Here is an 11818-nt window from a genome sequence, read left to right on the forward strand (position 1 = left end):
GCTCCCGTGGTTCTCCTCTGTGACGCCGCAGCCAGCGGCGTCGGACAAGGAGCCACTCATGTCGAACGACTACGGCAGGACCCCCGAGGCCGTCAGCGGTCTCACGAACCTGCAGTACGAGGTCACGCAGCAGGACGCCACCGAGCCGCCCTTCCGCAACGCCTACTGGAACAACCACGACGACGGCATCTACGTCGACGTCGTCTCCGGGCAGCCGCTGTTCTCTTCCCGGGACAAGTACGACAGCGGCACCGGCTGGCCGAGCTTCACGCGCCCGATCGACGCGGACGCCGTGACCACGAAGACCGACCGCACGCTGTGGATGACCCGCACCGAGGCGCGGTCTTCCGGTGCCGACAGCCACCTGGGACACGTCTTCGACGACGGACCCCGCGCCGAGGGCGGCCTCCGCTACTGCATGAACTCGGCGGCCCTCCGCTTCATCCCGGCGGAGGATCTCGAGAAGGAGGGGTACGGTCGCTACAGCCCCCTCTTCACCACCCACGCCTCTGAGGAGCAGTCATGACCGACACCGGAACCATCACCCGCACCCCCGGGACCGAGACGGCCGTCCTCGCGGGCGGCTGCTTCTGGGGCATGGAAGACCTCATCCGCCGCCAGCCCGGGGTGATAGACACCCGCGTGGGCTACACCGGCGGGGAGAACGCCCACGCGACCTACCGCAACCACCCTGGTCACGCGGAGGCCGTGGAGATCGTGTTCGACCCGAGCGCGACCACCTATCGCGACATCCTGGCGTTCTTCTTCCAGATCCACGACCCGTCGACCCTGAACCGTCAGGGCAACGACATCGGGTCGAGCTACCGGTCGGCGATCTTCCCGCTCACCCCCGAGCAGGAGCAGGTCGCTCGCGACACGATCGCCGATGTCGACGCCTCCGGTCTGTGGCCGGGGAAGGCCGTCACGACGATCGAGCCCGCCGGTCCGTTCTGGGAGGCGGAGCCCGAGCACCAGGACTACCTGATCAAGTACCCGAACGGCTACACCTGCCACTTCCCCCGCGCCGGCTGGGTCCTCCCGAAGCGCGAGGAAGCCACCGCCTGATCCCGAGACCCCGCTTTCGCGCCGAGACCCCCTCCTGCACACGTGTGCGGGAGGGGGTCTCGGCGATAGAGGGGGGTCTCGGCGAGGTCAGGACTCGGCGAAGAACGCGAGCGCGGCCTCCTTGAAGTCGCGCGACCCGGGGGCGTTGAAGTGGTGACGGTTCGGGAGCTCGACGAAACGGGCGTCCGGAGCCGCGGCGGCCAGCGCGCGCGAGCCCTCGATGATCGCGTCCTTGGATCCCGTCGCGAACAGAAGCGGGACGACCGGGGCGTCCGCGGGGTCGGGGTCGATCGTGCCGGAGCCGCGAAGTCCCTCGGCCAGGGCGACGAGCGCGCGGAGATCGTTCCCCGGCACCCGCTCGGTCAGCGCGATGTAGTTCTGCGTCGTGCGGTCCTCCACCGGGGTGCCGTCCGAGATGTACGCGCGCACCTGGTCGAGGTCGAGACGCGCGAGCGGGATGCCGTCTGGCACACCGCCGAGCACGGCGCGGCCGATCCGATGCGGGAGCTCGCGAGCCACCTCCCACCCCACCCGGGCGCCGAGCGAGTAGCCGAGGTAGAACGCGTCGTCGACGAGGTACGTGTCCATGACGGTCTCGACGTCGGTCACGAGGTTGCGGATGGCGTAGGCGTCGGACTCGTGCGGCTTGTCGCTCTGCCCGTGCCCCCGCTGGTCGAGTGCGAGCACGCGGTACCCGGCCCTGGTCAGCTCGCGCACCCAGCCGGTGAGCACCCAGTTGTCGCGCGCGCCCGAGGCGAAGCCGTGCACGGTCACCACGACCGGGGCGTCGAGCTCCCCCCACGTATATGTCGCCAGTCGTGTGCCGTCCGCCGCGTAGACGTGCTGCGGGGCGGGCATCTCGGTGAGGTCGGAAAGGGAAACAGCCACCCGACCATCCTCCCCCCACTCCTCCCTTCCGTCACGCCGAGACCCCGGTTACACGCCGAAACCCCCTCCCCGCGATGTCGCGGGGAGGGGGTTTCGAGGAGAACCCGGGGTCTCGGGTCAGACGCGGTCGCGGAGAGCGGCGCCGAGCTCGGCGTCGACGTTCGTCCAATACTGGAAGAAGCGCTCGCGGATGGCGTCGACCGTGATCCCGCGGCCCTGACCGGTCAGCACCTCCAGGAATCGGGCGCGCTGCGGACCGTCGAAGACCTCGCGGTACAGCGTGCCGGCCTGGCCGAAGTCGTCGTCCTCGGCGTGCAGCGTCGCGGCGGAGCGCGTCAGCTCGCCGTCCGCGGCCCAGTTCACCTCGACGCCCTTCGCCGGGTCGGCCTCGGGGCCGCCGGCGGCGCCGAACGAGTTGGGCTGGTACGTGCGGTGCGCGGCGTCGTTGTACTGGTACCGCATCGAGCCCTCGTGCTGATAGTTCCGCACCTCAGCGGCGTGCGGCTGGTTCACCGGCAGCTGGTTGTAGTTCGCTCCGATGCGGTACCGCTGGGCATCCGCGTACGCGAAGACGCGTCCCATGAGCATCTTGTCGGGCGAGAGACCCGTGCCGGGCACCTGGTTGCTCGGGGCGAACCCGGCCTGCTCGATCTGTGCGAAGAAGTTCTCCGGATTGCGGTTCAGGGTCAGCGTGCCGACCTTGATGCGCGGGTAGTCCTTCTTCGAGATCGTCTTGGTGAGGTCGAAGGGGTTGAAGCGGTACTCACGGGCCTCTGCATACGGCATGATCTGCACGTAGAGGTCCCACTTCGGGAAGTCGCCCTGCGCGATCGACTGGAAGAGGTCGCGACGGTAGTGATCCGCGTCGCTTCCGGCCAGCTGCTCGGCCTCCTCCGGGCTCATCGCCTCGACACCCTGGTGGGAGATGAAGTGGTACTTCACCCAGAACAGCTCGCCCTCGGCATTGACCCAGGAGTACGTGTGCGAGCCGTAGCCGTTCATGTGACGCCAGCTGCGGGGCAGGCCGCGCTCGCCCATGAGGTAGGTGACCTGGTGGGCGCTCTCCGGCGAGAGGGTCCAGAAGTCCCACTGCATGTCGGCGTCGCGCAGGCCGGAGTCACCGAGGCGCTTCTGCGAGTGGATGAAATCGGGGAACTTCATGGCGTCGCGGAGGAAGAACGTCGGGGTGTTGTTGCCGACGATATCGAGGTTGCCCTCGGTCGTGTAGAAGCGCAGCGAGAAGCCCCGCACATCGCGCCAGGTATCGGGGGAGCCCTGCTCGCCGGCGACGGACGAGAACCGCAGGAGCGTCTCCGAGGTGGCACCCGGCTGGAACACGGCCGCGCGGGTGTACTTCGAGACGTCCTCGGTGACGACGAACTCGCCGAACGCGCCGCCGCCCTTGGCGTGCGGGTTGCGCTCCGGCACACGCTCACGGTTGAAGGAGGCGAGCTTCTCGACCAGGTGGTGGTCGTGCAGCACCGTAGGGCCGTCGGGGCCCACGGTCAGGGAGTGCGTGTCGCTCGCGATCGGTGCCCCGGCCTGCGTGGTCGTGGCCGGACGGCCCGAGTCGGTGGGATTCGTCATGTGTTTCTCCTTCTGCGCGCGGACATGCCGAGCGGCCCCTGGCTGAGGGCTTGGCCGGCGGATGTGCCTACGCGGCGTTCTGGCAGCTGGGGCAGAGGCCCCAGAAGGTGACTTCAGCTGTCTGCACGGTGAAGCCCCCCGTCGAGGACGGAGCGAGACACGGTGCCTCGCCGACAACGCAGTCCACGTCGCCGACCGCGCCGCAGGCGGTACAGACGATGTGGTGGTGGTTGTCGCCGATGCGCCGTTCGTACAGCGCCGCGGAGCCTGCCGGTTCGATCCGGCGGATGAGTCCCGCCGTCGTCAGGTCCGCGAGGATGTTGTGCACCGACTGGATCGACGTCGTCGGAAGCACGTCGGAGACGGCGCGGTAGACCCGCTCCGCATCCGTATGGGCCATGGAGCCGAGAGCCTCGAGAACGGCGACGCGGCCCGCGGTCGCACGCAGCCCGGCGTCGCGCAACGCCGAGTCGAGTTCCGTCTCCATGTCCTCGACTCTACACGTGTTTTGAGTTATTCAAAAGAGGTGCGGGGTCGGGCGAGTCGAAATTTCAGACGAAGCGGACCGTCTGCTGGAGCCGGGTGCGGATGTCGAACAGCTCGTTCCCGCCGATCGCTCGCGCTCCGGGGACGCCCTGCCGCAGCACCATCGCGAGCGCGCTGCGACGTACCACCACGACCGGGACACCGCGACTGCTGCCGAGCGGGGTGACCGCCTGGGCGAGGTCGTCGTCGGGGAGCACCACGATCGCACCGCCGAACTTCACCTTCGCGGCCTTCGCCACCACGCGCATCCGGGCGAGCGCGGCCGTGACCGGGGCCCGGGTGCCGAGGCTCGGGCCGGTGATCTCCCCGCGGCGGAAGCCCACGACCGCGCCGAAGTCCTCGGACATGACGCCGTAGAGGCCGGAAGGGCTGAGCACGACGTGGTCGAGCTTGTCCTCCGGGGTCTGCCCTGCGGCGACGTCGTGCCACACCGTGAAGCCCATGCCGAGGTCGGAGACCGTGCGGGCGGTGGCCTCCTCCGCCAGCGCATCGGCGAGCAGCCGCCGGAGTTCGCGCGGGGCCGCGCGGACCAGAGCTGGGGCGTACGGATCAGGGACATCGACCCCGTGACCCGCCCACTCGCGGATGAGGGAGAGGTAGCGCTCCCGGCGCCAACCGCCGGGGTGTCCGTAGGATCGGGCGCGCGGCCGGGTATCGGTGCGCACGGTCTGCGGGCGCCAGCCGCTCCACTCGCCGCCGTCGTCGGTGAGACCAGCGCGACGGTCGTAGGCGGCGCGGTCCTCCACAGTGCCGATGAGCTCCCAGGCGCGCTGGACCTGGATGAAGACCGCCGCATCGCCGCCGGTGTCCGGATGGGTCTGCCGGAGCCGCAGCCGGTACGCCCGGCGGAGCTCGGCGTCGTCGACGGCCGGATCCACGCCGAGGATCTCATACGGCGAGGCCGAGAGCGGACTGTCGAACATCGCTCTCCTTCCGCGACCGCGGCGTCCAGGATATCCGTCGGACGGTGTGCAGCCGCCGGGAGGCCTCAGTCCGCCACGTCGACGATCCGCTCGGTCCCGGCCACGGGCGCGACCGCACCGCCGGACGCGGCGGCGAGGTCGGCGGTCAGACGCGGGAGCGCGGCGGCGGGCACCCACAGCTCCAGCTGCGCGGAGGCCCCGTACATCGGCGTGCCGAGCGTGGCCCCGTGCGACGCCGCCCAGTCGCGGAGCAGGTTGTCGTAGCGGCCGGCCTCGGCTTGCGGGACCTCGACGGTCGCCTGGGTGAGCGCCGCGCGACGGACGAGGACGGCCCGGTCGAGCGTCTCGGACACCGCGGTGGAGTAGGCGCGGATGAGTCCGCCCGCCCCGAGCTTCACCCCGCCGAAGTAGCGGGTGACCACCGCGACGACGTCCGTGAGGCCGCGGCGCCGGAGGACCTCGAGCATCGGGACACCGGCCGTGCCGGAGGGCTCGCCGTCGTCCGAGGACCGCGCCTGATCCCCGTGCAGACCGGTCACCATCGCGGTGCAGTTGTGGTTCGCGTCCCAGGCGCGCTTCCGGATCGTCGCGATGACGGCCTCGGCTTCGGCTACGGAAGACACCGGTGCGACGTGCGTGAGGAAGCGCGACTTCCGGATGACGAGCTCGTGGTCGACAGCCGCCGCGATCGTCGCCGGGAACGCGTGCGGTGTCGACATCGGCCCCAGAATACTTCGAACCGGGTCGACCGAACGATGGAGGCGCACACCGGCCCGGCGGACGAGAATGTCAGCATGCCGACCGGAGACACCGCCGAGCGCGACCACCCGGGAGGGCGGGCGGGAGCACGCACGCGCTCCTGGGGACGCCTGGTCACGTCCCTCCGGATCGGTCAGGCCCTCATCACGGTCGTGCTCACCGTCGTCGGCGTCGTCCGCTCACTCGCCGACGGGGTCCCGGTGCCGTGGCTGCTCGCGACCGCCCTCGCCTTCCTCGGCTGGTACGGCGGCGGGCTCCTGCTCTCCTCCCGCACGGACGACCGGGCGCTCGCCACCGGCTGGCTGCTGGGGCTCACGGCCATCTGGCTGGGGGCGGTGGCGCTGTCGCCGGAGTTCGTCTGGCTCGCGTTCTCGCTGTGGCTGCTCGCCGGCTTCCTGCTGCGACTGCGGTGGGCCGTTCCGCTGAGCGTCCTCATCCTCGCCGTCGTGATCGTCGCGCCGCTGCTGCACACCGGGACGACCACCTACGCGAACGTCATCGGACCGCTCGTGGGCGGGATCTTCGCCCTCGGGATCTCCCGCGGCTACCTGGAACTGGTCCGCGACGGGCGCGAGCGGCGGCGGCTCATCGCCTCCCTCGTCGCGACGCAGCAGGAGATGGCGGCCCTCCAGGACGAGCTCGCACGGACCCAGCGGGAGTCCGGCGCCGCCGCCGAGCGCACCAGGGTGTCGCGCGACATCCACGACACGGTCGCCCAGAGCCTGTCGTCCATCGTCCTGCTGGCGCGGTCGGCCGCCGAGCACGAGGACGGCCGGGATCGGGCGCTCGGGCAGATCGGGGCGCTCGCCGCGGAAGGGCTCGCCGACGCCCGACGCATCGTCGACGACCTCATGCCCGCCGAGCTGGACGGTTCCGCGTTGAGCGACGCCCTCGCCCGGATGCTCGAGCGCCTGACCGCCGAGACCGGGATCGCGGGCACCCTCCACGCCGACGAGGATCTGCCCGCACTCGGCCTCGACGCGGAGGTCGCCCTGCTGCGGACAGTGCAGTCCGCGCTCGCCAACGTGCGCAGCCATGCCGGCGCCACTCGTGTCGTGGTGACGCTCGCGGACGCCGGCGACACGGTGCGGCTGGACGTGGTCGACGACGGTCGCGGCTTCGATCCGTCGCGGCTGGAGTCGGCGGGGCCCGGCGGCGGCTACGGCCTGCGGGCGATGCGCGCCCGACTGCGTGAGCTCGGTGGCGGTCTCGACGTGGAGAGTGCGCCCGGAGACGGAACCGCGCTGTCCGCCCACCTGCCCCTCGGAGGCCGGCCGTGACCCCCGTGCGGATCCTGCTCGTCGACGACCACCCCATCGTGCGCGCCGGCGTGCGCTCGCTGTTCGACCGCCGCGACGACGCCGAGGTCGTGGGCGAGGCCGCGTCGGGGGAGGAGGCGGTCGTCCTCGCCCGGCACCTGCGTCCCGACGTCGTCCTCTGCGATCTGCGGCTGGGGGCCGGCATGGACGGCGTGCAGACGACGGCGGCGCTCCGCGCGCTCGACCCGGCTCCGGCGGTGCTCATCCTCACGACGTTCGACCGCGACGCCCAGATCCTCGGCGCGATCGAGGCGGGGGCGGCGGGGTATCTGCTCAAGGACATCGATCCGGAGGACATCGTCCGGGCCGTGCGACAGGCCGCGTCGGGCGGACAGGCGCTGACCCCGGAGCTCACGGCGCGCGTCGGTCGCGCCCTCCGCGCCCCGCGGGTGCAGCTCACGGGGCGCGAGCTCGACGTGCTCCGGCTGCTCGACACCGGAGCCTCGAATCGGGAGATCGCGAAGGCGCTGTTCGTCACCGAGGCGACGGTGAAAACCCACCTCGTGCACGTCTTCGAGAAGCTCGGGGCCGACAGCCGCGCGAAGGCGGTCGCGATCGCCAGGGAGTCCGGTCTGCTCTGACGCCCGCGGTCTCAACCGTTCGATGGATCCGCGGCGACGGCTCCCCGGCGAGGCTGGAGGCAGACAGAAAGGACTCCCATGCGCAGGCTCTTCACCGCCGCGTTCGCCTCCATGCTGGTGGGCGTCGCCTCCGGACTCTTCTACCGCGAGTTCACCAAGATCAACGGCTTCCCGGAGGGGGCGCCGACGCAGCTCGGACTCGTGCACACGCATCTGCTCGTGCTGGGCTTCGTCGTCTTCCTCGTGGTGATGCTCCTGGAGAAGGCGTTCGCGCTCTCCGAGAGCCGGCTGTTCGGCTGGTTCTTCTGGACCTACACCGCCGGGCTCGTGCTGACCTCGGCGATGCTCGTCTGGCACGGCTGCCTCACGGTGCTCGGCCAGGAGTCGACGAAGATGATCGCCGGCATCGCGGGCGTGGGGCACATGCTGCTCGCCGCCGGCATGGTGCTGCTGTTCCTCGCGCTCCGTCCCCGCGTCTTCGCCTCGAAGGTCACGGCCACACAGCCCACGACCCTCGAGTCGGTGGCCTGACGCCTCAGTCGGCCGGGATCGTGTCGTCGCGCAGGTACGCGATGTGCGCGGCGTGGCGCTCCAGGTGGTGCGGCGACTTCCGCACGAACAGCCAGGCGACGATGAGGATCGCGAACCAGATCGGGGTCACGAGCAGCGCGATCAGGGTGTCCGGCTGGGTGGTCAGCGCCCAGAGGATGAACAGGAAGAACGCGAGCACGACGAACACCATGAACACGCCGCCCGGCATCTTGAACGCCGAGGTCGCCGCCTTCTCCGGGCGCCGGCGCCGGTACACGAGGTAGCTGCAGAGGAAGATCGTCCACACGAACATGAAGCACACCGCCGACACGGTGGTGACCATCTCGAACGCCGTGCCGATGTCCTTGCCCGCGTACAGCAGCACGACGCCCGACAGCAGCAGGATGCAGGACAGGAACAGGGCGTTCTGCGGCACGCGGCGCTTCGAGAGCCGGCCGAAGAGCTTCGGGGCGTCGCCGTCCTGCGCCAGTCCGAAGACCATGCGCGACGTGGAGTAGATGCCGGAGTTCGCGCTGGACATCGCGGAGGTCAGCACCACGAGGTTGACGACGGTGGCGGCGATGCCGAGCCCGGCGAGGGCGAACATCGCGATGAAGGGGCTCTCGCCGGCGACGTACTCGGTCCACGGGGTGACGGACATGAGGATGATGAGCGCGCCCACGTAGAACAGCAGGACGCGGATCGGGATGGCGTTGATGGCCTTCGGGAGGTTGCGCTTCGGGTCCTTCGTCTCCGCCGCGGCGGTGCCGACGAGCTCGATGCCGACGAACGCGAACACCGCGATCTGGAAGCCGGCGACGAATCCGAGGAAGCCGTGCGGGAACATGCCGCCGTGCTCCCAGAGGTTCGCGAAGCTCGCGGTGCCGGCGTCGTGCGAGAAGCCGGTGAGGATCATCACCAGGCCGGTCACGATGAGCGCGACGATCGCCACGATCTTGATGAGCGCGAACCAGAACTCCATCTCGCCGAAGGCGGCGACGGTCGGCAGGTTGAGACCGGGGATCCACAGCGGGATGCCGGGGATGAGCGCGTCGGTGTATCCGGCGATCGCGATCACGTCGGCCACGCCCGTGACCACCCAGCAGAACCAGTACGTCCAGCCGGTGAAGAAGCCCGCCCACGGGCCGAGCAGGTCGCTCGCGAAGTCGCTGAACGACTTGTACTTGAGGTTCGACAGCAGCAGCTCGCCCATCGCCCGCATGACGAAGAAGAGCATGAACCCGATGATCATGTAGACGAAGATCACGGAGGGGCCGGCGACCGAGATCGTCTTGCCGCTGCCCATGAACAGGCCCGTGCCGATCGCTCCGCCGATCGCGAGCAGCTGGATGTGCCGGTTGCTGAGCGCGCGCCGCAGGTGCTCCTCGCCTCCGGCTCCGGTCTGCCCCTGGCGGATGGCCCCCGTGTCTTGCTTCGTCACGCTCTTCTCCTCCGGTCGTCGTCGACTGATGCAGAGTAACCATCGGGGTGTGTCAGGCCGAAATCGACGGACGCGGACCGGCATTTCGGCTCGCACGTGTTCCCTTCGTCCGAAACGATTCGATAAACTGGGCGCACCCCCGATCCATCCCCTCTCTCCCTGCGAGCCCCTTCCTTCATGGCCACCACCCTCACCACGGGCCGTCCGTGGCGCGTCATCCTCGCCTTCTCGATCCCGCTTCTGCTCGGCAACGTCGTTCAGCAGCTCTACCAGTTCGCCGACGCGATCGTCGTCGGACGCCACCTCGGCGTCCAGTCGCTCGCTGCCGTCGGCGCGACGGGAAGCCTGCTCTTCCTCCTCCTCGGCTTCGCCTGGGGTCTGACGAGCGGCTTCGCGATCCCCATCGCCCAGGCCTTCGGCGCGCGCGACGACGCGGCCGTGCGCCGCTCGGTCGCGACGGGTGTGCTCCTCAGCGGCATCACGAGCGTGGTCCTGACCGTGGTCGCTCCCCTCATCGCCGGGCCGATCCTGACGCTGCTGCAGACGCCGCCCGAGCTCATGGCCGAGGCGACGGTGTTCACGCAGATCAGCTTCCTCGGCGCGGGCGCGACGATGTTCTTCAACTACCTCTCCGCCATCATCCGCGCCATCGGTGACTCGAAGACCCCGCTGGTGTTCCTCACGGTCTCCTGCGCGCTCAACGTCGGCCTCGTCGTGCTCATGGTCGGTCCGCTGGAGTGGGGCGTCGCGGGCGCCGCGCTCGCCACCGTCGTCGCGCAGGCCGTCTCGGTGATCCTGTGCCTGGAGTTCGTGCGGCGGCGGCTGCCCATGCTGCACCTGCGCCGTTCGGATTGGCGCATCTCCCGCACCGACATCGCCGATCACCTGCGCCTCGGCCTCCCCATGGGCTTCCAAGCCTCGATCATCGCGATCGGGACCCTCACGGTGCAGGTCGCCCTCAACACGCTCGGCGCCGACGCCGTCGCCGCGTACACGACGGCGTCGCGGGTCGACAGCCTGGCGGTCGCCCTGCTCTCCTCGCTCGGGCTCGCGGTGTCGATGTACGCGGCCCAGAACCACGGCGGCCGCCGTCCCGACCGCATCCGGCGGGGCGTGGTCGAGGCCACCTGGATGGCGGTCGCGGCGGCGATCGTCCTCGGCGGGCTGCTCATCGCGTTCGGCGCGCCGATGGTCCGGCTGTTCGTCGGCGACGGCTCGGACGACGTCGTCGCCATGGCGCACCGCATGCTCATCATCAACGGCTGCGGCTACTGGGCGCTCGGCATGCTCTTCGTGCTCCGCGGCGCGCTGCAGGGACTCGGCCACACGCTCGTGCCGACCGTGACCGGTGTGATCGAGCTCGTGATGCGCGTCGTCGCTGCGGTCGTCCTCGGGGCGATGATCGGTTTCGACGGGGTGGCCCTCAGCAACCCGCTCGCCTGGGTGGGGGCGATCGTGCTCCTCGTGCCGGCCTATGTCAAAGCGCACCGCGCGCTCGCGACGCAGCCGGTGGCCCCAGCCGAGGCCACCGAGACCTCCGCCATCGCGATCGTCGGTCCCACCGACGGCTCGATGGTCGTCGATGCGGTCGTCACGCGTCCGGTCCGCGTCGTGCGCCCCCGCCGACTGCGATGGCCGGTCCGGCGCTGATCCGCGGATATCCACCGGAAGGATGACCCGGATCGGACTTGAGACGGATGGGCTTCCGGAGAGACACTTCTAGTGTCGAAGGTGCGGAGGGGTTCCGCCGGACGGGGGGTCGTCATGACGACATTGGGAGTGGCCAGAGACCTGGCCGCCATTCTGGTACCGATCGGATACGTGGGTGCGGCGCTCGCCGCGATCTGCGCGATCGTGGCCGCGATCGCGATCATCCGCGGAGCCGGGGGGCTCGCGGGCGGCGCGGTCGGACTGTGGATCGTATGCGCGCTGATGAGCTTCACCGCGAGCTTCGCGAATCAGTGGCTTCCGCTGATCGCGGCGGGCGCGTCGCTCGTGGGCATGCTCGTGATCGGCGGGATCGTGCGCGCGATGCTCACGGCCGGCGGGTTCGAGTCGCGACGCCGGGCCGCGCGCGTGAAGCCGGCGAAGCCGGCGCCGGCGACCACGACGACGGCCACGCTCAAGACCGGCTCGACCGCGACGCCCACGGCGCCCGTCGCCGTCGTCTCCTAGCGC

General features: G+C 70.3%; 13 protein-coding genes. 7 read left to right on the forward strand and 6 right to left on the reverse strand.

All coding sequences use genetic code 11. The features are described 5' to 3' along the window. Positions 1-58: 58 nt before the first annotated feature. The gene (gene msrB / locus CYL12_RS12985; RefSeq protein WP_101847960.1) at positions 59-526 is read left to right on the forward strand and encodes a peptide-methionine (R)-S-oxide reductase MsrB; all 468 of its coding nucleotides are present in this window, start codon (positions 59-61) and stop codon (positions 524-526) included. After that, positions 523-1065 (forward strand): peptide-methionine (S)-S-oxide reductase MsrA, encoded by a 543-nt coding sequence (gene msrA / locus CYL12_RS12990; protein ID WP_101847961.1) that lies wholly within the window; start codon positions 523-525, stop codon positions 1063-1065. Before msrB ends, msrA begins: the two co-directional genes overlap by 4 nt. A gap of 87 nt (positions 1066-1152) precedes the next feature. On the opposite strand, the gene CYL12_RS12995 is transcribed toward msrA, so the two are convergent. From CYL12_RS12995 to CYL12_RS13015, 5 genes are all read right to left on the reverse strand, one after another. Beyond that, the gene (locus CYL12_RS12995) at positions 1153-1953 is read right to left on the reverse strand and encodes an alpha/beta fold hydrolase (protein WP_199399123.1); all 801 of its coding nucleotides are present in this window, start codon (positions 1951-1953) and stop codon (positions 1153-1155) included. A gap of 117 nt (positions 1954-2070) precedes the next feature. Further along, entirely contained in the window at positions 2071-3540 is a 1470-nt protein-coding gene (locus tag CYL12_RS13000) for a catalase (protein WP_101847962.1), read from the reverse strand. A 67-nt stretch (positions 3541-3607) separates the two neighbouring features. Continuing rightward, positions 3608-4027: a Fur family transcriptional regulator gene (locus CYL12_RS13005; RefSeq protein ID WP_101847963.1), complete on the reverse strand. Its 420-nt coding sequence runs from the start codon at positions 4025-4027 to the stop codon at positions 3608-3610. A gap of 64 nt (positions 4028-4091) precedes the next feature. Continuing rightward, on the reverse strand, positions 4092-5009 hold the full coding sequence (locus tag CYL12_RS13010) for a J domain-containing protein (RefSeq protein ID WP_101847964.1): 918 nt from the start codon (positions 5007-5009) through the stop codon (positions 4092-4094). Positions 5010-5074: 65 nt separating this feature from the next. Next, the gene (locus tag CYL12_RS13015; protein WP_101847965.1) at positions 5075-5728 is read right to left on the reverse strand and encodes an IMPACT family protein; all 654 of its coding nucleotides are present in this window, start codon (positions 5726-5728) and stop codon (positions 5075-5077) included. Between the two features lie 75 nt (positions 5729-5803). Between CYL12_RS13015 and CYL12_RS13020 the strand changes: the two genes are divergently transcribed. The 3 genes from CYL12_RS13020 (at position 5804) to CYL12_RS13030 (ending at position 8199) form a co-directional block, all read left to right on the forward strand. Next, the gene (locus CYL12_RS13020; RefSeq protein ID WP_101848807.1) at positions 5804-7048 is read left to right on the forward strand and encodes a sensor histidine kinase; all 1245 of its coding nucleotides are present in this window, start codon (positions 5804-5806) and stop codon (positions 7046-7048) included. Beyond that, a complete protein-coding gene (locus CYL12_RS13025) occupies positions 7045-7668 on the forward strand; it encodes a response regulator (protein ID WP_025102775.1) in 624 nt (207 codons plus the stop codon). Before CYL12_RS13020 ends, CYL12_RS13025 begins: the two co-directional genes overlap by 4 nt. 78 nt (positions 7669-7746) lie before the next feature. After that, positions 7747-8199 (forward strand): DUF2871 domain-containing protein, encoded by a 453-nt coding sequence (locus tag CYL12_RS13030; protein WP_101847966.1) that lies wholly within the window; start codon positions 7747-7749, stop codon positions 8197-8199. Between the two features lie 4 nt (positions 8200-8203). Here CYL12_RS13030 and CYL12_RS13035 read toward each other — a convergent pair whose 3' ends face one another. Further along, the gene (locus CYL12_RS13035; protein WP_233486746.1) at positions 8204-9640 is read right to left on the reverse strand and encodes an amino acid permease; all 1437 of its coding nucleotides are present in this window, start codon (positions 9638-9640) and stop codon (positions 8204-8206) included. Between the two features lie 177 nt (positions 9641-9817). Between CYL12_RS13035 and CYL12_RS13040 the strand changes: the two genes are divergently transcribed. Both CYL12_RS13040 and CYL12_RS13045 read left to right on the forward strand, forming a co-directional pair. Continuing rightward, on the forward strand, positions 9818-11290 hold the full coding sequence (locus CYL12_RS13040; RefSeq protein WP_101847967.1) for an MATE family efflux transporter: 1473 nt from the start codon (positions 9818-9820) through the stop codon (positions 11288-11290). A gap of 114 nt (positions 11291-11404) precedes the next feature. Beyond that, on the forward strand, positions 11405-11815 hold the full coding sequence (locus tag CYL12_RS13045) for a hypothetical protein (RefSeq protein WP_158297184.1): 411 nt from the start codon (positions 11405-11407) through the stop codon (positions 11813-11815). The last annotated feature ends 3 nt before the right edge of the window (positions 11816-11818 follow it).

It is taken from the genome of Zhihengliuella sp. ISTPL4 (genome assembly GCF_002848265.1).
In the GTDB taxonomy this organism is placed as follows: Bacteria; Actinomycetota; Actinomycetes; order Actinomycetales; family Microbacteriaceae; genus Microbacterium.

Bases quoted from the DNA above. Each gene is read 5' to 3' on its own strand.
- CYL12_RS13005 (WP_101847963.1), bottom strand. From the start codon at position 4,027: ATGGAGACGGAACTCGACTCGGCGTTGCGCGACGCCGGGCTGCGTGCG.
- CYL12_RS13040 (WP_101847967.1), top strand. From the start codon at position 9,818: ATGGCCACCACCCTCACCACGGGCCGTCCGTGGCGCGTCATCCTCGCC.
- CYL12_RS13020 (WP_101848807.1), top strand. From the start codon at position 5,804: ATGCCGACCGGAGACACCGCCGAGCGCGACCACCCGGGAGGGCGGGCG.
- CYL12_RS13010 (WP_101847964.1), bottom strand. From the start codon at position 5,009: ATGTTCGACAGTCCGCTCTCGGCCTCGCCGTATGAGATCCTCGGCGTG.
- CYL12_RS13030 (WP_101847966.1), top strand. From the start codon at position 7,747: ATGCGCAGGCTCTTCACCGCCGCGTTCGCCTCCATGCTGGTGGGCGTC.
- CYL12_RS13000 (WP_101847962.1), bottom strand. From the start codon at position 3,540: ATGACGAATCCCACCGACTCGGGCCGTCCGGCCACGACCACGCAGGCC.
- CYL12_RS13045 (WP_158297184.1), top strand. From the start codon at position 11,405: ATGACGACATTGGGAGTGGCCAGAGACCTGGCCGCCATTCTGGTACCG.
- CYL12_RS13015 (WP_101847965.1), bottom strand. From the start codon at position 5,728: ATGTCGACACCGCACGCGTTCCCGGCGACGATCGCGGCGGCTGTCGAC.
- msrA (WP_101847961.1), top strand. From the start codon at position 523: ATGACCGACACCGGAACCATCACCCGCACCCCCGGGACCGAGACGGCC.
- msrB (WP_101847960.1), top strand. From the start codon at position 59: ATGTCGAACGACTACGGCAGGACCCCCGAGGCCGTCAGCGGTCTCACG.